Origin of the sequence: Leisingera sp. JC1 (genome assembly GCF_001679925.1) — a bacterium.
Lineage (GTDB): Bacteria > Pseudomonadota > Alphaproteobacteria > Rhodobacterales > Rhodobacteraceae > Leisingera.
The window spans coordinates 47,062-68,154 of sequence record NZ_LYUZ01000057.1 but is presented as its reverse complement, the minus strand read 5'-3'; the positions used below and the strand labels follow the sequence as shown (position 1 = coordinate 68,154).

The 21,093-nt window shown below is 63.6% G+C and carries 27 protein-coding genes; 17 read left to right on the top strand and 10 right to left on the bottom strand.

Annotated elements, in window-relative coordinates; all coding sequences use genetic code 11:
- The first annotated feature begins 90 nt into the window (after nt 1-90).
- From def (A9D60_RS06045) to A9D60_RS06030, 4 genes are all read left to right on the top strand, one after another.
- Nucleotides 91-609 (top strand): peptide deformylase, encoded by a 519-nt coding sequence (def, locus tag A9D60_RS06045; protein ID WP_065266824.1) that lies wholly within the window; start codon nt 91-93, stop codon nt 607-609.
- A gap of 13 nt (nt 610-622) precedes the next feature.
- On the top strand, nt 623-1,120 hold the full coding sequence (gene def, locus A9D60_RS06040; protein WP_065266758.1) for a peptide deformylase: 498 nt from the start codon (nt 623-625) through the stop codon (nt 1,118-1,120).
- 112 nt (nt 1,121-1,232) lie between these two features.
- A complete protein-coding gene (fmt, locus tag A9D60_RS06035; RefSeq protein WP_065266757.1) occupies nt 1,233-2,138 on the top strand; it encodes a methionyl-tRNA formyltransferase in 906 nt (301 codons plus the stop codon).
- Between the two features lie 12 nt (nt 2,139-2,150).
- Entirely contained in the window at nt 2,151-2,387 is a 237-nt protein-coding gene (locus A9D60_RS06030) for a GlsB/YeaQ/YmgE family stress response membrane protein (protein WP_065266756.1), read from the top strand.
- A 9-nt stretch (nt 2,388-2,396) separates the two neighbouring features.
- On the opposite strand, the gene A9D60_RS06025 is transcribed toward A9D60_RS06030, so the two are convergent.
- From A9D60_RS06025 to ispH, 5 genes are all read right to left on the bottom strand, one after another.
- Entirely contained in the window at nt 2,397-3,020 is a 624-nt protein-coding gene (locus A9D60_RS06025; RefSeq protein ID WP_065266755.1) for a trimeric intracellular cation channel family protein, read from the bottom strand.
- 16 nt (nt 3,021-3,036) lie between these two features.
- A complete protein-coding gene (gene rnhA, locus A9D60_RS06020; protein WP_065266754.1) occupies nt 3,037-3,501 on the bottom strand; it encodes a ribonuclease HI in 465 nt (154 codons plus the stop codon).
- Entirely contained in the window at nt 3,494-4,093 is a 600-nt protein-coding gene (locus A9D60_RS06015) for a class I SAM-dependent DNA methyltransferase (RefSeq protein WP_065266753.1), read from the bottom strand. The genes rnhA and A9D60_RS06015 overlap by 8 nt, the downstream gene beginning before the upstream one ends.
- Nucleotides 4,094-4,114: 21 nt before the next feature.
- Nucleotides 4,115-4,729, bottom strand: a complete 615-nt coding sequence (locus A9D60_RS06010) for a LysE family translocator (protein WP_065266752.1) — start codon at nt 4,727-4,729, stop codon at nt 4,115-4,117.
- A 102-nt stretch (nt 4,730-4,831) separates the two neighbouring features.
- Complete coding sequence (ispH, locus tag A9D60_RS06005; protein ID WP_065266751.1) at nt 4,832-5,782, bottom strand: 4-hydroxy-3-methylbut-2-enyl diphosphate reductase; 951 nt, start codon at nt 5,780-5,782, stop codon at nt 4,832-4,834.
- A gap of 143 nt (nt 5,783-5,925) precedes the next feature.
- Here ispH and A9D60_RS06000 point away from each other — a divergent pair, with 143 nt between their 5' ends.
- Nucleotides 5,926-6,387 carry a c-type cytochrome gene (locus A9D60_RS06000; protein WP_065266750.1) on the top strand — a complete coding sequence of 154 codons (462 nt, stop codon included), beginning with the start codon at nt 5,926-5,928 and terminating at the stop codon, nt 6,385-6,387.
- 65 nt (nt 6,388-6,452) lie between these two features.
- Here the strand turns inward: A9D60_RS06000 and A9D60_RS05995 are convergent, their stop codons facing one another.
- Nucleotides 6,453-7,022 carry a LabA-like NYN domain-containing protein gene (locus A9D60_RS05995; protein WP_019296609.1) on the bottom strand — a complete coding sequence of 190 codons (570 nt, stop codon included), beginning with the start codon at nt 7,020-7,022 and terminating at the stop codon, nt 6,453-6,455.
- Between the two features lie 137 nt (nt 7,023-7,159).
- Here A9D60_RS05995 and folK point away from each other — a divergent pair, with 137 nt between their 5' ends.
- The 9 genes from folK to rnc all read left to right on the top strand — a co-directional run bounded on the left by folK (nt 7,160) and on the right by rnc (nt 14,309).
- The gene (gene folK, locus A9D60_RS05990) at nt 7,160-7,729 is read left to right on the top strand and encodes a 2-amino-4-hydroxy-6-hydroxymethyldihydropteridine diphosphokinase (protein ID WP_065266749.1); all 570 of its coding nucleotides are present in this window, start codon (nt 7,160-7,162) and stop codon (nt 7,727-7,729) included.
- 93 nt (nt 7,730-7,822) lie between these two features.
- A complete protein-coding gene (gene rpoZ, locus A9D60_RS05985; RefSeq protein ID WP_039186722.1) occupies nt 7,823-8,176 on the top strand; it encodes a DNA-directed RNA polymerase subunit omega in 354 nt (117 codons plus the stop codon).
- Nucleotides 8,177-8,213: 37 nt separating this feature from the next.
- Complete coding sequence (locus A9D60_RS05980; protein ID WP_065266748.1) at nt 8,214-10,349, top strand: RelA/SpoT family protein; 2,136 nt, start codon at nt 8,214-8,216, stop codon at nt 10,347-10,349.
- Between the two features lie 43 nt (nt 10,350-10,392).
- Nucleotides 10,393-11,034, top strand: coding sequence for a DUF2062 domain-containing protein (locus A9D60_RS05975; protein WP_065266747.1), 642 nt, complete (start codon nt 10,393-10,395; stop codon nt 11,032-11,034).
- Nucleotides 11,035-11,140: 106 nt separating this feature from the next.
- The gene (locus A9D60_RS05970; protein ID WP_065266746.1) at nt 11,141-11,887 is read left to right on the top strand and encodes a pyridoxine 5'-phosphate synthase; all 747 of its coding nucleotides are present in this window, start codon (nt 11,141-11,143) and stop codon (nt 11,885-11,887) included.
- Nucleotides 11,888-11,892: 5 nt separating this feature from the next.
- Complete coding sequence (locus A9D60_RS05965) at nt 11,893-12,312, top strand: ABZJ_00895 family protein (RefSeq protein WP_141117844.1); 420 nt, start codon at nt 11,893-11,895, stop codon at nt 12,310-12,312.
- A complete protein-coding gene (gene acpS, locus A9D60_RS05960) occupies nt 12,309-12,740 on the top strand; it encodes a holo-ACP synthase (protein ID WP_065266744.1) in 432 nt (143 codons plus the stop codon). The genes A9D60_RS05965 and acpS overlap by 4 nt, the downstream gene beginning before the upstream one ends.
- A 58-nt stretch (nt 12,741-12,798) precedes the next feature.
- Complete coding sequence (gene lepB / locus A9D60_RS05955) at nt 12,799-13,635, top strand: signal peptidase I (protein ID WP_039186709.1); 837 nt, start codon at nt 12,799-12,801, stop codon at nt 13,633-13,635.
- Complete coding sequence (gene rnc, locus A9D60_RS05950) at nt 13,632-14,309, top strand: ribonuclease III (protein WP_065266743.1); 678 nt, start codon at nt 13,632-13,634, stop codon at nt 14,307-14,309. The genes lepB and rnc overlap by 4 nt, the downstream gene beginning before the upstream one ends.
- Before the next feature lie 3 nt (nt 14,310-14,312).
- On the opposite strand, the gene A9D60_RS05945 is transcribed toward rnc, so the two are convergent.
- Nucleotides 14,313-15,695: a multicopper oxidase family protein gene (locus A9D60_RS05945; protein WP_065266742.1), complete on the bottom strand. Its 1,383-nt coding sequence runs from the start codon at nt 15,693-15,695 to the stop codon at nt 14,313-14,315.
- Between the two features lie 190 nt (nt 15,696-15,885).
- On the opposite strand from A9D60_RS05945, the gene era reads away from it, so the two are divergent.
- From era to recO, 3 genes are all read left to right on the top strand, one after another.
- On the top strand, nt 15,886-16,791 hold the full coding sequence (gene era / locus A9D60_RS05940; protein WP_065266741.1) for a GTPase Era: 906 nt from the start codon (nt 15,886-15,888) through the stop codon (nt 16,789-16,791).
- 89 nt (nt 16,792-16,880) lie between these two features.
- Nucleotides 16,881-17,210: a DUF1491 family protein gene (locus tag A9D60_RS05935; RefSeq protein ID WP_065266740.1), complete on the top strand. Its 330-nt coding sequence runs from the start codon at nt 16,881-16,883 to the stop codon at nt 17,208-17,210.
- Nucleotides 17,211-17,279: 69 nt separating this feature from the next.
- Entirely contained in the window at nt 17,280-18,005 is a 726-nt protein-coding gene (gene recO, locus A9D60_RS05930) for a DNA repair protein RecO (RefSeq protein WP_065266739.1), read from the top strand.
- Here the strand turns inward: recO and A9D60_RS05925 are convergent.
- The 3 genes from A9D60_RS05925 to A9D60_RS05915 form a co-directional block, all read right to left on the bottom strand.
- Nucleotides 17,989-18,381: an META domain-containing protein gene (locus A9D60_RS05925; protein ID WP_065266738.1), complete on the bottom strand. Its 393-nt coding sequence runs from the start codon at nt 18,379-18,381 to the stop codon at nt 17,989-17,991. The two genes, recO and A9D60_RS05925, sit on opposite strands and share 17 nt — an antisense overlap.
- 155 nt (nt 18,382-18,536) lie before the next feature.
- Nucleotides 18,537-19,220 (bottom strand): SGNH/GDSL hydrolase family protein, encoded by a 684-nt coding sequence (locus A9D60_RS05920; protein WP_065266737.1) that lies wholly within the window; start codon nt 19,218-19,220, stop codon nt 18,537-18,539.
- A gap of 174 nt (nt 19,221-19,394) precedes the next feature.
- Nucleotides 19,395-21,080, bottom strand: coding sequence for an acyl-CoA dehydrogenase family protein (locus tag A9D60_RS05915; RefSeq protein WP_065266736.1), 1,686 nt, complete (start codon nt 21,078-21,080; stop codon nt 19,395-19,397).
- Between the last annotated feature and the right edge of the window lie 13 nt (nt 21,081-21,093).

The window sequence follows — 21,093 nt, the reverse complement described above, 5'->3', positions numbered from 1 at the left end:
TCCCGTATCATTGCCTGCGAAGCTAACTGTTGCGGCGGCACGCGCAAGGGGGGCGTTGCGATGGGGCGGCTGATCGCATACATGAAGCACATGAAACGACCGATCCTGATCCATCCCGATCCCCGCCTGAAAAAGGTTTGCGCGCCCGTGCCGGACCTGAGCGATGACTTGCGCGTGCTGGCGGATGACATGCTGGAAACCATGTACGCCGCGCCCGGCATCGGCCTGGCAGCGCCGCAGATCGGTATCCTGCAGCGGCTGATCGTGCTGGATTGCGTCAAGGAAGAGGACGGCGAGCCGCGCCCCCTGGTGATGTTCAACCCTCAGATCATTTCTTCTTCGGACGAGACCAATGTTTATGAGGAAGGCTGCTTGTCGATCCCGGATCAATATGCCGAGGTGACCCGCCCCAAGGTGGTGGAGGTCGAATGGATGGACCGCGACGGCAATGCGAGAGCCGAGACCTTTGACGGGCTGTGGGCGACCTGTGTGCAGCATGAGATCGACCACCTGAACGGCAAGCTGTTCATCGATTACCTGAAGCCGCTGAAGCGCCAGATGATCACCCGCAAGATGCAGAAGCTGAAGCGCGAACGCGCCCGCGCCTGAGGGATTACCAGACATGACCGTCCGCACCTGCCTGCCCTGGCCCGACAAGCGCCTGCGCACCAAGGCTGATGAGGTGACAGAGATCACCGACGAGATCCGCGAAATCTGGAACGACATGGTCGACACCATGGAGGCGATGCCCGGCGTGGGCCTGGCCGCCAACCAGATCGGCGTGATGCTGCGGCTGGCGGTGGTGGACGGCTCCACCGAACGCGGCCGTGCGGTGAAGCTGGCAAACCCGGAGATCCTGCATGCCTCGGTCGAGCTGCGCGAGCATGACGAGGCCAGCCCGAACCTGCCTGGCGTTTCCGCCAAGATCAAACGCCCGCGTGCCGTCACGGTCCGCTTCATCAACGAGCAGGGCACGGTGGACCGCAAGGATTTCGTCGGCATCGAGGCGACCTCAGTCCAGCACCAGATCGACCACCTGAACGGCAGGATGTATTTCGACCGCCTCAGCAAGGTGAAACGCGACATGCTGATCCGCAAGGCGAAGAAGCTGAACGGCTGAGGCTGAATATTATTCCCGGATCGCTTGCGGTCCGGTTCGCGCCCTGGCAGCAGGCTGCACGGCAACCGGGGCAGGGAATGGTGGGCAGATTGCCCACCCTACGGAGGCATTGATGCGCATTACCTTCATGGGAACGCCTGACTTCTCGGTGCCGGTGCTGGACGCGCTGGTGGAGGCCGGGCACGAGATTGCTGCCGTCTACTGCCAGCCTCCCCGGCCTGCTGGCCGCGGCAAGAAGGACAGGCCGACACCCGTCCACGCCCGCGCCGCGGCCCTGGGGCTGGAAGTGCGCCACCCGGTCTCGCTGAAGGGCCCGGAGGAGCAGGAGGCCTTTGCCGCGTTGAACGCAGATGTAGCGGTGGTCGTGGCCTATGGCCTGATCCTGCCGCAGGCGGTGCTGGACGCACCCGCGCATGGCTGCCTCAACATCCACGCGAGCCTGTTGCCGCGCTGGCGCGGTGCGGCGCCGATTCACCGCGCGATCATGGCGGGCGACGCGGAAACTGGCGTCTGTATCATGCAGATGGAGACGGGGCTGGACACGGGCCCGGTGCTGTTGCGCGAGGCTACTGCCATCGGCACGGAAGAAACCACAGCCCAGCTGCATGACCGGCTGTCAGAAATGGGTGCAGCGCTGATCACCGAAGCCTTGAGCTGCCTGCCGGAGCTGACACCGGAAGTGCAGCCGGAAGATGGTGTCATTTATGCCGAAAAGATCGACAAGGCAGAGGCGCAGATCGACTGGACGTGTCCGGCGGCGGAGGTGGACCGCAAGATCCGCGGGCTGTCGCCCTTCCCTGGCGCCTGGTGCGAGATCGAAGGCCAGCGGGTCAAGCTGCTGGCGTCACGGCTGGCGGAGGGGCAGGGCGCGCCCGGGGAGGTGCTGGACGGCAGCCTGACCGTGGCGTGCGGTGAGGGCGCGGTGCAGCTGTTGCGCTTGCAACGGGCAGGCAAAAGCGCGCAGGATCCCGATGTATTCCTGCGCGGCTTCCCGGTTCCCAAGGGCAGCCGCCTGTAACCGGAGGGTCTGATGCCCATCATTGCCCTGATCATTATCGGTGCTGCGGCTGGTTTCCTGGCAACCCGGCTGATGAAACTCGAAACGGATATCATCACCACGGTTTGCATCGGCATGGCCGGGGCGCTGGTGGGCGGAATGGTGCTGCGTGCGCTGCTGGCGGTGATGGGCTTCATGGCCGGTTTCGTAGGCGCGGTGCTGGGCGCCCTGGTGCTGATCTGGCTCTGGCAGAAATACGTCCAGCGCTAGCAGCACCGCCTAGCTGCGCGGCGGGCGGCTTTTGTAAACCGGCAGGTGCCAGCCGAACAGGATGGAGCCTGCCCGCAGCACCCAGCAGACCCCGGCGCAGGCCAGCAGCGCGAACTTCAGCTCAAACCCCAGCCAGATGGCCGCAACGGCGGTGATGGCGCCTGCCATGGCGCAGGTGATGTAAAGCTCGCCCTGTTTCAGAACCAGCGGCACCTCGTTGCAGACCACATCGCGCATCAGGCCGCCCATGGTGCCGGTGGCCATGCCCATCAGCACGACGATCACCGGCGGGCTGTTCAGAGATATCGCAGCACCGGTGCCGGCAGACACCGCAACCGCCAGGGCAAAACTGTCCAGCCAAACAATCCAGCGCAGGCGGCTTTCCAACAGGTGCGCGGAAAAGAACACTGCAACTGCGGCAAGCGCGGCCAGCAGGATGTAATTGGGGTTGCCGATCCAGAACACCGGGTTGCGGTCCAAAAGCAGGTCGCGCAGGGTGCCGCCGCCAAGCGCGGTCAGGCAGGCGACAAAGGCAAAGCCGACGATATCCAGCTGCGCCCGGCTGGCGACCAGCGCGCCGGAGAGGGCAAAGACCAGCACCGAGGCATAGTCCAGCAGCGCCAGAAATGTCATACGGCAACCCTGCGCATCAGGCGCTTTTCTTCTTTTTGAAGGGCGCCATGCCTGCACGTGCGAGTTCATCCGCGCGCTCGTTCTCCGGGTGGCCTGCGTGGCCCTTGACCCATTCCCAGGTCACCTTGTGGCGGGCCTGCGCTTCGTCCAGGCGCTGCCACAGCTCGACGTTTTTCACCGGCTTCTTGTTCGATGTCTTCCAGCCGTTCTTCTTCCAGCCGAAAATCCAGCCGGTGACGCCGTTCTTCACATAGGTCGAGTCGGTCACCACGGTGATGGTGGACGGCCGTGCCAGGCTCTCCAGCGCGTTGATCGCGGCCAGAAGTTCCATCCGGTTGTTGGTGGTCTCCCCCTCACCGCCGCTCAGTTCTTTTTCTTTGACGATGGTGTCATCATCCATGGCGCGCAGCAGAACGCCCCAGCCGCCGGGGCCGGGATTTCCAGAGCAGGCGCCGTCGGTATAAGCAAATAATTCAGGCATGCGCCGTCAGTACTACGAACTCCTGGGCAGTGCCAGCCAGTCCTTTGCCTGTCCCGCGGCGGGCGCCGAGCAGGGTGAAGCCGACGGCTTCGAGTTTTTCGCGCAGCTCGTCCTCGCTGTAGTACGCATAGAACCTGCCCAGCTCGTCGCGGCCTTCGCTCTCGCCCAGTTTCATTGCCAGGCATAGCGTGCCGCCTTCGGTCAGCGCCCGGCGGACGGCGGTCAGGTGAACGGAAAGTTCCTCCCGCGGCACATGCAGCAGGCTGAAATAGGCCCAGATGCCGTCAAATACCGCCTCGGCGTCCAAGGCGTAAAAACCCGCGGTAATGACTTCAATCCCATAGGCCTTGCGGGCCTCCTCAGCCATTTCCGGCGAAGCATCAAGCGCGGCCACACGAAAGCCTGCATTGCGGAACCGTGCGGCCCAATGGCCGGGGCCGCAGCCGAGGTCCAGCACCGTGCCGCCTTCGGGCAGGCGTGCGGAGAAGGCCTGGAAATCAGCCTCCTCCCCCGGATCCGTTCTGCCGGTGAACAGTTCGGCGTATTCCGCGGTGCGGTCGTCGTAGACGCTGATGGTTCTGTCATCACTCATCTGGGCATCTCCCGGGCAGGGTCAGGCGCGTTCCATGGCCAGCCGGGCGGCAAGGCCCGCAAACACGGTTGCAAAGCCGCGGTTCAGCCACTTCAGCACCCGCTCGCTGTTCAAGAGGTAGGTGCGGGCCTGGGCGGCAAACAACCCGTAGAGAACGAAGATGGCAAAGGTCATCACCATGAACACCAGCCCGAGAACCGACATCTCCAGCGTGGCGCTGGCGGGATTGCCGCTCAGGAACGGGGGCAGCAAGGCCAGGAAGAACACCGACAGCTTGGGGTTCAGGATGTTGATCAGCGCCCCGCGCCAGGCGATTTTCCAGCCGGGCTGGCTGGTGCGTTTCGAGGACACGGCCAGTGCGCCGCCGCTGCGCAGCGCCTGCCAGGCGAGGTACAGGAGATAGGCCACGCCTGCGGCTTTGACGATCTGGAACAGCAGGACAGAGCTGTGCAGCACGGCCGCCAGCCCCAGCGTGGCCGCGGCCAGATGCGGAAGGATGCCAAAGGTGCAGCCGATTGCGGCCCAGATGGAAGCGCGCCAGCCTTGGCCGAGACCAAGCGCCAGCGTGTAGATGACACCCGTGCCGGGGGCGAGGACGACGACAAAGGCGGTAATCAGAAAGTGCAGCGTGATCATCAATTATGGCTCCAGAAATAATGCCCGGGACCTTAGGCGTACCACGGTTCGCCCGAAGCGGGTGTAATTTCTGTCACTTAGTATGCACTCTGGTCTGTGCGCTCACGCAGGCTGCCGCAAGACACGAGGCACCTTGAATTCCACTGTTTCCACTGCGGTCTCCACGACTTCCACGGTCACCTCGTAGCGCTCCCGGAAAGCGTCGATCACCTCGTTGACCAGCAGTTCGGGGGCCGAAGCGCCGGCGGTGATGGCAACCGAGCGGATGCCTTCGAGCGCGCGCCAGTCGATGTTCTCGGCACGCTGCACCAGTTGGGCGTAATCGCAGCCGTTCTTGGCCCCGACTTCGACAAGGCGGCGGGAGTTCGAGGAGTTCGGCGCGCCAACCACAAGGAGGGCGTCTGCTTTGGGTGCCACTGATTTCACCGCCTCCTGACGGTTGGTGGTGGCATAGCAGATGTCTTCCTTGTGCGGGCCGATGATGTTGGGGAAGCGTTCTTCCAGCGCCGCAACGATGCCCCTGGTGTCATCCACCGACAAGGTGGTCTGGGTGACATAGGCCAGCCGGTCCGGATCACGCACGTCAACCGTCGCCACATCTGCGGCGGTCTCAACCAGCAGCACTTCGCCCTCGGGCAGCTGGCCCATGGTGCCGATGGTCTCCGGGTGGCCCTTGTGGCCGATCATGATCATCTGCAGCCCGGCCTCGGCGTGGCGCTGGGCCTCGATATGCACTTTGGATACCAGCGGGCAGGTGGCGTCCACATAGATCATCTCGCGCGCCTCAGCGGCAGCGGGCACCGATTTCGGCACGCCGTGGGCGGAGAAGATCACCGGCCGGTCATCGGGGCATTCGTCCAGCTCCTCGACAAACACCGCGCCTTTCTCGCGCAAGCTGTCGACCACGAATTTATTATGCACGATCTCATGGCGGACGTAGACCGGTGCGCCCCATTTGCCGATTGCCATCTCGACAATCTTGATGGCGCGATCCACGCCGGCGCAGAAGCCGCGCGGCGCGGCAAGGTAGAGGGTCAGGGCTGGCTTGGTCATTGGCGTCTCCTTGGGCGCCAGAGGTAAGCGCTTCGGGTCGCAACGTCCAGTGCCGCGGAAACTTCACACAGATGTGACTGGTGCTTCCAGCGCCGGAAGGCGGCAGATAGCTTCACGGCACACCAGGACAGGAGGCAGAACTGATGCGGGCATTCACGAAGGTTGCGGCTTTGCTGGCGGCGGCGACGGGGGGCGGGGTCGTGCCCGCCGCGGCCCAGGCCGCGGGCATCCTGCCATATGACAAGCCTGAGCAGGTTGAAGCGGGCGGGGTGCTGTACGCAGACAACTGCGCCAGCTGCCACGGCGGCGACCTGCAAGGAGAGCCGGACTGGCAGATGCGCGACAGCGAGGGGTATCTGCCCGCGCCGCCTTTGGATGGGAGCGGCCACGCGTGGCATCACCCGGATGAGCAGTTGCTGGAGGTCGTCAGGGAAGGTGTGGAGGCAATTGCCGGCGGTGGCTACAAAAGCCGTATGGAGGGTTTTGGCAGCGTGCTGAGCGACGCGGAAATGCGCCAGGTTCTCGCCTATGTCAAAAGCCGCTGGCCTGCGGAGGTTGTCGCGCGCCACAACCAGATCAACAGCCAGGGACACGCGCACAACTGAGCTGCTCCGGAACAGGCGCCACCCCATCTGATGCCTGTTCCGGTCTGTATTCCGGCGGTCCGGGCTCAGCCGTGTGCGGCTGTTGCGGAACGCGGTTCGCTTTGCTCGCGCGGCGGGCGGCCGATCACGTCGCGCAGTTCTTCCAGCTCAATGAAATTGTCGGCCTGGCGGCGCAGGTCGTCAGAGATCATCGGCGGCTGGCTGCGGATGGTCGACACCACCGAAACGCGCACGCCCTGGCGCTGCAGGCTGGCAATCAGCGGGCGGAAGTCCCCATCGCCCGAGAACAGCACGATGTGGTCGACCCGCGGCGCCAGCTCCATGGCATCGACCGTCAATTCGATGTCCATATTGCCTTTGACTTTGCGCCGTCCCATGCTGTCGGTGTATTCCTTGGCCGGTTTGGTGACCATGGTAAAGCCGTTGTAGTGCAGCCAGTCGACAAGCGGCCGGATCGGTGAATACTCGTCATTCTCCAGCAGGGCAGTGTAATAAAAGGCCCGCAGAAGCTTGCCGCGGCGCATGAATTCCTGCCGCAGAAGCTTGTAGTCGATGTCAAACCCGAGTGCCTTGGCGGCGGCGTACAGGTTTGACCCGTCTATGAACAGCGCGAGCCGTTCGTCCTTGTAAAACATCAAAATTTTCCTTCCGGTATAACCGTCTCGGCCGGGGGTTCCGTGAGTGTGATTTTGAAAACGGCGAAACGGGTAGACTTAATGTAAGTTATTTGTCATTTGCCGCAAGTAATCTGTCCGTTTGAATAGGGTCAAAGATGGCCGAAATCCGTAAAACGGCGCTGATTGCGTTGGGCGGCAACCTGCCCGCTGACGCTGATGCGCCTCAGATCACCCTGGCAAAGGCTGTCCGCGCGCTGCAGTCGCAGGAGGTTTCCCTGCGCAGCGTCTCCCGGTTCTTTCAGACACCCTGCTTCCCGGCAGGTGCCGGGCCGGAATACGTGAATGCTGCGGTGGCGGTGGACACCACGCTGTCCGCCGGCGGGCTTCTGGAGCGGCTCCATCAGGTGGAGGAGCAGTTTGCACGGGTGCGGGAGCAGCGCTGGGGCATGCGGACGCTGGATCTTGACCTGGTGGACTTCGACGGCGCGGTGCTGCCTGACGCGGCGGGATATGCCCGCTGGCAGGGACTGCCCTTGGAGAGCCAGATGCAAGAGGCGCCAGGGCAGCTGATCCTGCCGCATCCGCGCATTCAGGACCGCGCCTTTGTGCTGGTGCCGCTGGCCGACATCGCGCCCCGCTGGCGCCATCCGGTGCTGCATAAAACCGTGGTTGAGATGCTGACGGAGCTGCCGCCGCAGGACGTGGCGGAGGTGACGCCGCTCTGAGCCGCGCAATGCGGTGTTTTCCGCCCTTGTCAAGAGAAAGATATGGGCGTAGATGTCTGCCTTCTGGACCAGGAATGATATGGAGAGTCGCTGATGGCCCGCGTGACGGTTGAAGATTGCGTAGATAAAGTGCCCAACCGCTTTGAGCTGGTGATGCTGGCTGCGCACCGTGCCCGCGAAATCTCGGCCGGTGCCCCGATCACTGTCGAGCGCGACAACGACAAGAACCCGGTTGTGTCCCTGCGTGAAATCGCTGACGAGACCCAGAGCGCCGATGAGCTGCGCGAGCGCCTGATCGAGAGCAATCAGACCCAGATCGAGGTTGACGAGCCGGAAGAAGATTCCATGGCTCTGCTGATGGGCGCGGACAACGACAAGCCGGCTGACGACGACATGTCGGAAGAGAAACTGCTGCGTGCGCTGATGGAGGCCCAGGGCCAGGGCTGAGGCGCGCGTCTGACTATTTTGAGGCTGCGGACCGGACATGATTTCCCCTGAAGACCTGATTGCTCTGGTCCGCAACTACAATCCAAAGACAAATGCGGACAGGATCGCGGACGCCTTTGCGTTTGGCGAGCAGATGCATGAAGGGCAGTTCCGCCACTCGGGCGAGCCCTATTTCACGCATCCGGTGGCGGTGGCCGCCATCCTGACCGAACAGCGCCTGGATGATGCGACCATTATAACCGCGCTGCTGCACGACACCATCGAAGACACCAAAGCCAACTACGAAGAAGTCTCCCGCCGTTTCGGCGAAGAGGTGGCGATGCTGGTCGATGGCGTCACCAAACTGACCAACCTGCAGCTCTCCAGCCGTGAGACCAAACAGGCGGAGAACTTCCGCAAGCTGTTCATGGCGATGTCCAAGGACCTGCGGGTGATCCTTGTCAAGCTCGCCGACCGGCTGCACAACATGCGCACCATCAAGGCGATGCGCCCGGAGAAGCAGGCCCAGAAAGCCCGCGAAACGATGGATATCTATGCGCCGCTGGCGGGCCGCATGGGTATGCAATGGATGCGCGAGGAACTGGAGGATCTGGCCTTCCGCGTGCTGAACCCGGAAGGCCGCCAGTCGATCATCCGCCGCTTTGTGACCCTGCAGCGGGAAACCGGCGACGTGATCCACCGGATCACCGGCGACATGCGGCTGGAGCTGGAAAAGGCCGGGATCGAGGCGGAGGTCTTCGGCCGTGCCAAGAAACCCTATTCGATCTGGCGCAAGATGCAGGCCAAGGACCAGGGCTTTTCGCGGCTGTCCGACATCTACGGCTTCCGGGTGATTACCATGTCCGAAGAAGACGCCTACCGCGCGCTGGGTGCCATTCACCAGCGCTGGCGGGCGGTGCCGGGCCGGTTCAAGGATTATATCAGCCAGCCGAAGTCCAACGGCTACCGTTCCATCCACACCACTGTTTCCGGCCGCGACGGCAAGCGGGTGGAGGTGCAGATCCGCACCCGCCAGATGCACGATGTGGCCGAAACCGGGGTTGCGGCGCATTGGTCCTACCGGGACGGCGTGCGCACCGAAAACCCCTTTGCTGTTGACCCGGCAAAATGGATCGCCTCGCTGACCGAACAATTCGACGCAGAGGACGACCACGACGAATTCCTCGAAGCTGTGAAGCTCGAGATGTATTCGGACCAGGTGTTCTGCTTCACCCCCAAGGGCGATGTGATCAAGCTGCCCAAGGGCGCCACGCCGATCGACTTTGCCTACGCCATCCACACCCGTATCGGCGGCTCCTGCGTCGGTGCCAAGGTGGACGGTATCCGGGTGCCCTTGTGGACGCGTCTGCGCAACGGCCAGTCGGTAGACGTGATCACCGCCGAGGGCCAGACCCCGCAGGTCAGCTGGCTGGAGATTGCCACCACCGGTAAGGCCCGCACCGCGATCCGCCGGTCCTTGCGCGAAGCGGACCGTGCGCGCTTCGTCAAGCTGGGCCATGAGCTGGCGCGCTCGGCGTTTGAGCACGTTGGCAAGAAGGCAACCGATAAGGCACTGGAAACAGCGGCCCGCGCATTACGCGCCAGCGGCGTGGATGAACTGCTGGCGCGGCTGGGCGCGGCAGAGATCACGGCCCATGACGTGGTGCAGTCGGTCTATCCGGAGCTGACTACCACCGGCGACGGCGACGAGATTTCCCCGCGACGCGCTGTGATCGGTCTGGAGCCAGGCCAGAGCTTCGAACGCGCGGCCTGCTGCCAGCCGCTGCCGGGCGAGCGGATCATCGGCATCACCTACCGCGGCCGCGGGGTGGTGGTGCATGCCGCCGATTGCGACAGGCTGGGCGAGTTCGAGGACCAGCCGGAGCGCTGGATGGACGTGCAGTGGCACAGCGGCACCCACCCGGCCGCCTATGGCACCACGCTGGAGCTGACCATCGGCAACGACGCCGGCGTGCTGGGACGCATTTGCACATTGATCGGCGAGAAAAAGGCCAATATCTCGGACCTGGAATTTGTAGACAGGAAACCAGACTTTTACCGGCTCATGATCAATGTGGAGCTGCGGGATGTGGAACAGCTGCACTCGCTGATGCTGACGCTTGAGGCGGAAAGCGATGTTGCCGCGGTGGCGCGGTTCCGGGAAAAGCCGGAAGAGCGCCATTTTCCGGGGTAAGCCGCTGAAACTCTGAGCCGGGAACTGGGAAGGACGCACAGCTTTGGTATTCAGGCGCCGGGACAGACGTCCGCCCCTCCGGGCGCTGGCGGATTTCCTCTGGCCGCGCGGCGGCTGGGGCAGGGCGTTCCTGTATGTAAAGCACCGGGTCCGGCGCCTTCCCGATTCGCCGGAACGTATCGCCCGCGGCATCTGGGCGGGCGTTTTCACGACCTTCACACCCTTCTACGGGCTGCATTTCTTTGTTGCAGCATTCATAGCCCGGCTGATGAACGGCAATATCCTGGCCTCGCTCAGCGCCACTTTCTTCGGCAACCCGCTGACCTATGTGCCGATCGGGGTCGCCTCGCTGCAGACCGGGCACTGGCTGTTGGGGACCGAATTCGATCAGGAGGTCGACAAATCCCTGGTCGGCAAATTCTTGGCCGCCGGCGGAGATCTGAAGGACAATCTGATCGCGCTGTTCATGGACCGTCCTGCCGACTGGCAGGGTCTGCACCTGTTCTATGACGAGGTGTTTTATCCCTACATGATCGGCGGCGTCATTCCCGGCGTTATCTCTGCCACGGTCTGCTACTTGCTCAGCCTGCCGGTGATCCGGGTCTACCAGCAGCGCCGCAGGGCCAAGATCAAGGCCAAGTTCGAGGCGATCAAGAAACGCGCCGAGGTTGATACTGGTCCTTAAGGCCAGTTTCCGGATTGTACCATTATCGCTTGCAGGCTTGCTCTTGCCTGGTGTCTGTCTAGTCTCGGGGCCAAGGCTTTGACTTCAGACGGATGAGAGACCTCTCATGACAGACAATCAGCTGCGCCTGGGCGTGAACATCGACCATGTGGCCACCGTGCGCAACGCCCGCGGCGGTGCCTATCCGGACCCGGTCCGCGCCGCCAAACTTGCCGAAGAGGCGGGCGCTGACGGGATCACAGCACACCTGCGCGAGGACCGCCGCCATATTACGGACACGGACATTGACGCGTTGATGGAGGCACTGACGGTGCCGCTGAATTTTGAGATGGCGGCGACGGAGGAAATGCAGAAGATTGCCCTGCGCCACAAGCCGCACGCGGTCTGCATCGTCCCTGAAAAGCGCGAGGAACGCACCACCGAGGGCGGGCTGGAAGTGGCGCGCGAGGAAAACCGTTTGGCCCATTTCATCGCCCCGTTGCGGGATGCCGGCTGCCGCGTGTCGATTTTCATCGCTGCTGACAGGAAACAAATCGAGGCCGCCCACCGCATCGGCGCTGAAGTGATCGAACTGCACACCGGGGCCTATTGCGACTATCACGCTGAGGGCCGGTTCGAGGACCGCGACCGCGAGCTGGAGGCGCTGCGCGAGATGTCCGCCTATGCCCATTCGCTGGGGCTGGAGGTGCATGCCGGTCACGGCCTGACCTATGACACCGTGCAGCCGGTTGCCGCCTTCCCGGAGGTGAAGGAGCTGAACATCGGCCACTTCCTGATCGGCGAGGCAATCTTCCGCGGTCTGACTCCGGCGGTGCAGGAAATGCGCCGCCTGATGGACGCGGCACGGGGGTAGCAGCGATGCAAGTCAATCTGATCCGTTACGGTCTTTGGTGGATGGGGGCCTCCGTTGCGATGCTTCTGGCAGGTCTTTTGCTGGCGCAATTCGGTATCGGCATGCCGGCCGGACTGGCAACAGTGCTGCCGCCGATGGTGGCGTCGGTCGTAGAGGGCATGCGCATCGCCCAAGCCACCCGCGCGCCGCTGCCGGGCAGGGATGCCTGGGTCTGCGCGGCGGCGATGACCGCGGTTGTGGCACTGCTGACCATTATCCAGCTGCCGATTTACTGGAACAGCCCGATGGTGACAGAGGCACGGCAGACAATTCCGTTTGCCTTCCTCGCGGGGATCTTCCTGCTGCTGCTGGCCGTAATCCTGATGGTCAACCGGTTGTTCCTGGGCCATGGCATCAAACTGGGTTTGAAGCGGCTGGAAGAATGATCCTGGGCATCGGAACCGACCTCGCCAATATCGAGCGCATCCAGCGCACCTTGGACCGCTTCGGCGACCGTTTCCGAAACCGTGTTTTCACCGAGATCGAGCAACGCAAGGCGGAGCGCCGCCGCGACGTGGCCGGCACCTACGCCAAGCGCTGGGCCGCCAAGGAGGCCTGTTCCAAGGCGCTCGGGACCGGCCTGCGCATGGGCATCGCCTGGAAGGACATGGCGGTCAGCAACCTGCGCACCGGCCAGCCGGTGATGCATGTGACCGGCTGGGCCGCCGAACGTCTGCAGCAGATGACCCCGCCCGGTCATGAGGCAGTGATTCACGTGACATTGACCGATGATCACCCCTGGGCGCAGGCCTTTGTGCTGATCGAAGCACGCCCGATCCCCGCGAACCCGGCGGAATCGCCCGCCGGAACTTGACTTGCCCCCCTCAGGCCCGCATGTAGCCCCGGACCCTGTTTCCAATCCGGAGAGCCTGATGACGGCCAAAGCAAAGACCGGCAGTTCGATCATCGAGACGATCAAGACCATTGTCTACGCACTGCTGATCGCCGGTGTCTTCCGCACCCTGTTTTTCCAGCCCTTCTGGATTCCGTCGGGATCGATGAAGGAAACCCTGCTGATCGGGGATTTCCTGTTCGTGAACAAGATGGCCTACGGCTATTCCTACGCGTCCTGCCCCAGCATCCGCATGCCCGCGATCGGGGTGAACATCGACGCCAAGAACATCTGCGGCTTTCTCGACGGCGACAACACCCGCCTGATCGGCGGCGAGCCGGAGCGCGGCGACGTGGTGGTGTTCCGCCATCCGGTCAACGGCAATGACTTCATCAAACGTCTGATCGGCCTGCCGGGCGACAAGATCCAGATGAAGAACGGTGTGCTGTTCATCAACGGCGAAGCGGTGAAGCTGCAGGATGCCGGCGATTTCGAGGAAGTGATGGAGCGTCAGGGCCCGCAAGGCTCGATGCCGCGCTGCGAGAACGCGCCAGTGGGCCAGGGCGCCATCTGCAAAAAGTCTCGCCAGATCGAAACCCTGCCCGGCGGCAATGAGCACACCGTGCTCAACATCACCAACCAGGGCGTCGACCACACCAGCGTCTATCAAGTGCCCGAAGGCCATTACTTCTTCATGGGCGACAACCGCGACAACTCCTCGGACAGCCGGCTGCCGCAATCCGCAGGCGGGGTTGGTTTCGTGCCGTTTGAAAACCTGATCGGCCGCGCCGACCGGATCATGTTCTCCTCCGCCGGGCGCTCGATGCTCTACTTCTGGACCTGGCGCAGCGACCGTTTCTTCAAGGGGATCCAGTGAAACTGTCCAAGGAACTGCGCGCGTTCGAGGAGCGGATCGGGCACAAGTTTGCCCGCCCTGACCTGCTGCAGCGCGCCGTGACTCATGCCTCCGTCTCCTCCTCCACCCGCAAGGACAACCAGCGGCTTGAGTTCCTGGGCGACCGGGTGCTGGGGCTGGTGATGGCTACAGCGCTTCTGGAGCATGACAAGACCGCCACCGAGGGCCAGTTGGCGCCGCGCTTCAACGCGCTGGTGCGCAAGGAAGCCTGCGCAGATGTTGCCAAGGAGATCGACCTCGGCGCGGTGCTGAAGCTGGGCCGCTCCGAGATGATGTCGGGCGGCCGCCGCAAGCAGGCGCTTCTGGGCGACGCCATGGAGGCGGTGATTGCCGCGGTTTACAAGGACGCGGGCTTTGATGCGGCGGCGGAGGTGATCCTGCGCCTCTGGGGCAGCCGCATCCACCAGGTCGAAACCGACGCGCGCGACGCCAAGACCTCGCTGCAGGAATGGGCGCAGGCCCGCGGCCAGAAAGTTCCAACCTATGTGGAGGTCTCCCGCAGCGGCCCCGACCACGCGCCGGTCTTCACCATCGCAGTGCGGCTGCAGGACGGGACTGAGGCGCAGGCCACTGCAGGCTCCAAACGGCAGGCCGAACAGGCTGCGGCCAAGGCGCTGCTGGAACAGCTCAGCTAGGTCTCAGACCACCCGGATGTATCCGGCCAGCCCGGTTTTCTGGTGCTCGATCACATGGCAATGGAACGCCCAGTCGCCGGGATTGTCGGCGACCAGGGCAATCTCGGCCACTTCGTCCTTCAACAGCAGCAGCGTGTCCGTCACCAGCGGCGGCAGTTTGCGCAGGTTGGAGCGGATAGGCACAAACGCCAGCCCATGCAGATGGATCGGATGCAGGTTCGGCGATTCATTCCTGAGCCGCAGAACATAGCTCTTGCCACGCTCCAGCACGGCCAGCGGACCGGTGCCTTTGGCCGCATCCCCGGCCCAGGGTGTGCGGTTGATCGACCAGAAACTGTAGCCCATGGAGCCGCAATAGCCATCATTTGGCGGCCCGCCCTCCGGCGTCCAGCCAAAAACAAAGTCATGCACCTCCGCGTTTGCCAGATCAGGCCGGGCAACCGGATTGGCAGGCAGCGGTTTCAGCTCCCGCAGATCACGGCTCAGATTTGTCCCGGCAGACCGCAGGCGCGCCATGGTGCGCGTGGGCTGGCCCGGCAGCTCTGCCAGCAGATCCGCCGTCTGCCCCTCGCCCGAAGGCATCCGCACCGCGAAATCCACCCGCTGGCCGGGGCCAACCAGCAACGGCTCCTTTGCTGAGGGCAGGGGCAGTTCAACCTCCACCGGATGCCCGTCCCAGGCAATGATCCGCGCCTGATCCGTGTTAAGGTGCAGCTTGTAAATCCGGGTGGTGTCGGAGTTTACCACCCGCAGCCGTACCAGCCCGCCCGCCGGATGATCATAGACTGGCGACTGCAGCCAGTTTGCAGTCAGCACATTGCCGTGCGTCCCGCCGCGGGCCGCACCGCGCGCAGTGTAATAGGGCAGGAACGCGCCCGCATCATCCAGCCGGAAATCCCGCAGGTTGATCACCTGATCACCGTCAAAACCGGGATCCTCCGCCTCCCGGATCACCATCACCCCGGTCAGTCCATGCGCCATCTGCGCCATGGTCATGCAATGCGGGTGGTACCAATAGGTGCCCGCGTCTGGCGGCGTAAATTTATAATCAAAGCTCTCGCCGCCTGCGATCGGCATCTGGGTCAGGTAGGGCACCCCGTCCATCGCATTGGCAATCCGCAGCCCGTGCCAGTGCATCGCGGTGTAGTCTTCGGTGCCATTCTCCACCCGCAGATGCATGGGCTTGCCCTGGGCGCCAAACAGCACAGGCGGCGGCGCATCCGGCGACAGGCTCACCAGCCCCTCGGTCGGTGTTTCACGGAAAGCAAAACTGGCAGGCTGGATGGTCAGCCGCTGCGCCCCGCCAGTACCCGCCAAACCCCAGCTGACTGCGCCAAGCGCTCCAGCGGATGCAGCAGTTCCCAGCAGAAAATCACGGCGGTTCATCAGGCAGGCCTCCTGTAGTGCTCTCAAAGAAAGGCCTGGCTGTCAGAATGGCTCGGCGCGGTGGTTCTTTCACGGGATTTGCCACAGGTCTTTGACATAGGGCAAGCTGGCTGCAACCCAATGAAAACGCCTCTGGCCCCTGTGGGTAAATTCCTGTAGAGGCACTGATCTGCAAACAGGACCAGTTTAGATGACCACACGCGCCGGATTCGTTGCCCTGATCGGAGAGCCCAACGCGGGCAAATCCACCCTTCTGAACCGCATGGTCGGGGCCAAGGTCTCGATTGTGACCCACAAGGTGCAAACCACCCGCGCCCGCATCCGCGGCGTGGCGATGGAGGGTGACGCGCAGCTGGTGTTCGTCGACACGCCCGGCCTGTTCAAGCCGCGCCGCCGCCTGGATCGCGCCATGGTCGCCGCCGCCTGGGGCGGAGCTGCGGACGCCGATGTCGTCGTGCTGATGGTCGAGGCCCACCGGGGCATCACCGAAGGCGTTGAAACCATCCTCGAAGGCCTTGCGGAAATCGGCGAGGGCCGCACCGTGGCGCTGGCGATCAACAAGATCGATAAGGTACCCGCCGAAAAACTGCTGGGTCTCACCCAGGAGCTGAACAGCCGCTACACATTCGCCGAAACCTTCATGATCTCGGCAGAGCGCGGCCATGGCGTCGATGACCTGCGCCAGTGGCTGGCGGGCAAGCTGCCGGAAAGCCCCTGGCTCTACCCAGAGGACCAGATCGCCGACCTGCCGATGCGGATGATCGCGGCGGAAATGACCCGCGAGAAGCTGACCCTGCGCCTGCACCAGGAGCTGCCCTACCAGCTGACCGTCGAGACCGAGAAATGGGAAGAGCGCAAGGACGGCTCTGCCCGCGTCGACCAGATGATCTATGTGGTCCGCGACGGCCACAAGGGCATCGTGCTGGGCAAGCGCGGCGAGACCATCAAGTCCGTCTCCCAGGCCGCCCGCGCCGAGCTGGAGGAATTCCTGGGCCGCAAGGTGCATCTGTTCCTGCAGGTGAAGGTGCGCCCGAACTGGCTGGAAGAAGCAGAGCGTTATTCCGAAATGGGCCTCGATTTCAAAGACGGTAACTGAGGACGGCCCGTGATTTTCACCTTTGCGGAAATACTCCCGCCGGAGGCTCCCGCAGCCCCCTTGCGTGCTGACGCTGGCAGAGGCACGGCATGACCCGCCTCACCGCCCGCTTCTGGGTCGACGCCTACCTGGCCCGCCTGCGGTTCCAGGACATCCCGGCTTTCATAACCTCCCACGGCGACGACACCGCCGGCGCGGTTCTGGTCAAGCTCAACACGCTGGACGGTCAGGCCCGCGCCTTTCACCGCACCTATGACCTGATGAGCGGCGACCGCAAATGGGATGCACTGGCCGAAGGGGCGGAGGCGGACGTCGATGCCTCTATCCGCCGCCAGCGCCAATTCGACCCCGATCTCTGGGTGATTGAGGTCGAGGACCGGCAGGGCCGCCACCTGCTGGACGAACCCGGCCTGGAATGACCCCGCCGCTTGCAGCCCATCCGGCAATGCGCTCTGGTAGGGCGGACCGCAGGACAGGGAGGCCCGGCTTTGGAGTGGCGTGATCACGGCATATTGCTTTCGGTGCGCCGTCACGGTGAAAGCTCGGCCATCATCGACGTTTTCACCGAAGAACACGGGCGCCACGCGGGTGTGGTGCGCGGCGGCGCCGGCCGCCGGATGGCCCCGATCCTGCAGCCCGGCGCGCAGCTGGATGTGACTTGGCGGGCGCGGCTCGAGGACCATTTGGGCAGCTATCACGCCGAACCCCTGCGCAGCCGCGCCGCTGCGGCGCTCTCCGGCCGGCTGGCGCTGGCAGGGTTGAACACAGTCACCGCGCTGTTGTCCTTCTGCCTGCCGGAGCGCGAACCGCACGCCGGTCTCTATACCCGCAGCGAACAGCTGCTGGATCTGCTGGGCAACGAAGACCTCTGGCCGCTCGCGTATTTGCGCTGGGAACTGGCGCTTCTGGAGGAGATGGGCTTTGGGCTGGATCTCTCGATTTGTGCGGTGACCGGCAGCCGTTTCGGACTGGCCTATGTCTCACCGAAAACCGGCCGGGCTGTTTCACGTGAAGGCGCAGGGGAGTGGGCGGACCGGTTGCTGCCGCTGCCGCCGGTGATGCTGGGCCTGGGCGATGCAGGGGACGCTGAAATCGTTCAGGCCCTGCGCACGACCGGGCATTTCCTGGAGGCGCATCTGGCCCCGTCGCTGGGCAATCACCCGCCGCCAGAGGCGCGGGCCCGGTTGCTGGATCTGCTCAGCCGCCGGCTTTAAACAGCATTTCGCGCCCCGCCTCATTGCTGAGGATCAGCACATCGCCGGTTACCTCTGACAGCGTCATTCCCTGCAAGGCGTTCAGGAAGGCATCCTCCGCCTCCAGCTCCGGGCAGGCCATGCGGGTCACCGCCAGCGGTCCGGTTTCAAACCAGGGATAAGGCGCGGTCTGGCTGCCGCTAAAGCTATTGCAAGGCGCCCGCCCGGCAATCTTGCCCGGTTCCGGAAAGGTCAGGGTGGCATCGGCGGCAAAGGTGTCGCCGTCAATGCTTTGCAGCAGCCATTCGGTGCCTGCGGCGCCATAGGCCGACAGGGTTTCGTCGCCTGCGCATGCGCTTGGCAGCAGCAGGGAACTGATTAGAACAGCACGCAGCATGAAGTCCTCCGGCAGCAGTTTCGCCAGCCACTTTGAAAGGCAGCCGTGTTAAGCGCAAGGGGCAGCCGCATGCGCTCCCGTCCGCCGCTGCGGCATCGCAGATGCCTTGCGCCCGTTGGGCCCGGCGCCGTGCTGCGCACGGCGCTGTGCATCCCTCAATTCTCCCGGATGATCTCTGCAATCTTGCGGCCGATCTCGCCGCTGGCTTTGATTGACGGGTGGATCATGTCAGCTGCGTGGTAGGAGCGGTCGCCGTAGGGAACCATGTCCTTGTTCGACAAAAAGAAGATACCTTCGTCTTGCGCCGCGAGACGGGTGATGCGGGCTTCCAGTTCGTTGCCTTCGTCCCGGCAATGCTCGATCAATGACCCCACCCCGGGGCTGCGCAGATAGCCGACGTAGATCACCTTGGCGCCGGTTGCGCGCAGCTTTGTCAGCATTGAGGGGATCGCCCCATCAAGCCCGTCAGCCGAGATCAGCTTGTCCATCTTGCGGTCGCAGGCAAAGCAGCCGCAGCCGAGCCACAGGTCGTTGCCGCCGCCGTTTACAATCACCCAGTCCCACTCGCCAGGTGTATACTGTTTGCCGATGTTCATGCCCGCGGCGCCGGAAATAGGCAGCTTGTAAAGGATCCGCGCGGCAGAGACCGAACGGTCCACCACCGGTTCCTGCAACTCCCGCGACACCGTGTCCGAAATGGATTTGCCCGCCAGGCTGTGCCAGGCGAGAAGGGAATCCCCCATCGCCAGAATGCGCGACGGATGGTCCAGCTGCACCGTATCGCCGCAGGCGGACAGCAGAAACAGAAAGGGCAGAAGGAGGCAGCGAAGGAGAGACATGCGCCATTTTTAACCACGATTCGTTAAGGATCTAATAACCTGTTTCGGAAACAGACTTATTCTGCGCAACGGTTGCAGGCAGGGCGCAGGAAACGCGGTTCCGGCCAGAAAAAAGCCCGGCGCGAACGCCGGGCAAGAAGGGGATTGCTCCCCTGCGGTGGTCTCTGGCGGCAGTCAGCCCAGCAGACGGCGGGCGATCACCTGCGCCTGGATTTCGGCAGCGCCTTCAAAGATGTTGAGGATGCGGGCGTCGCACAGCACGCGGGAGATCTTGTATTCCATCGCAAAGCCGTTGCCGCCGTGAATCTGCAGCCCATTGTCGGCCGCCGCCCAAGCAACCCGTGCGCCCAAGAGCTTGGCCATGCCGGCCTCCAGGTCGCAGCGGTGGCCGTGGTCCTTTTCCCAGGCTGAGAAATAGGTCAGCTGGCGGGCGATCATGATCTCCACCGCCATCATCGCCAGCTTGCCGGACACGCGCGGGAAGTTGATCAGCGACTTGCCGAACTGTTTGCGCTCCTGGGCGTATTGCATGGCGATGTCCAGCGCCGACTGCGCCACGCCGATGGCGCGGGCCGCGGTCTGAATGCGGGCCGATTCAAAGGTCTCCATCAGCTGCTTGAAGCCTTTGTTCTCCTCGCCGCCCAGCAGATTTTCCTGCTTCACGTGGAAATTGTCGAAGCCCAGCTCGTATTCCTTCATGCCGCGGTAGCCCAGCACCTCGATCTCGCCGCCGGTCATGCCGGGGGTGGGGAAGGGGGCCTCGTCGGTGCCCGGTGTCTTCTCCGCCAGGAACATCGACAACCCGCGGTGGTCGGTGGTGTTCGGATCAGTGCGCGCCAGCAGCGTCATCACATGGGTGCGGGCAGCGTGGGTGATCCAGGTCTTGTTGCCGGTGATCTTGTAATCGCCGTTCTCGTCCTTCACCGCGCGGGTGCGCAGGGAGCCAAGGTCGGAGCCGGTATTTGGCTCGGTGAACACGGCAGTCGGCAGGATTTCGGCGCTGGCCAGTTTCGGCAGCCAGTTGGCCTTCTGTTCATCGGTGCCGCCGCAGAGGATCAGCTCAGCCGCGATTTCCGAGCGGGTGCCCAGCGAGCCAACCCCGATATAGCCGCGCGACAGTTCTTCGGACACCACCACCATCGAGGCCTTGGACAAGCCGAACCCGCCGTATTCCTCGGGGATGGTCAGCCCGAAGACGCCCATCTCGGCCAGTTCCTCGATCACCTCCATCGGGATCAGCTCGTCCTTCAGGTGCCACTCATGGGCATTCGGCTCGACCTTCTCCACCGCGTAGCGGCGGAACTGGTCGCGGATCATTTCCAGCTCTTCCTCTAGGCCGGAGGCGCCGAACATGGTGGAACCGGCCTGTTCCTCCATCAGCTCCACCAGACGGGAGCGCGCGGCCTGGCTGTTGCCCTGCTCGCACAGCGTCATCACCGCAGGCACCATCAGCGCACGCTGGGCGTCCTGGCTCAGGCCCAGATCCTGCAGGCGGATGATTTCGCCCTGGTTCATCTGGATGCCGCCGTAGACCTGCCACAGGTATTCGCCAAAGCCGATCTGGTGCAGCAGCTGCTCCATCTCGCCGAACTTGCCCTCAGCCTGCAGCTTCTCCGCCCACTTCTGCATCTGCCGCAGCGAGTAAACATAAGTGGCAAGCCAGGACAGCCCGTGCGCCGCCACCTGGTTTTCCTCGATCAGCTTGCCGGAGACACGGCCGTCGCTGCTCACCATGTCCTTGACGGAGGCGCGTGCGGCCTTAAGCAGCTGGTCCAGCGGTTCCAGCGCTGCGCCGGTCAGCGCCAGCAGGTCGGGAATGAGAGTCGGTTTCATATGCAAGTCCTGTCCGTCGTGGGCCATGAATCAGATCCTT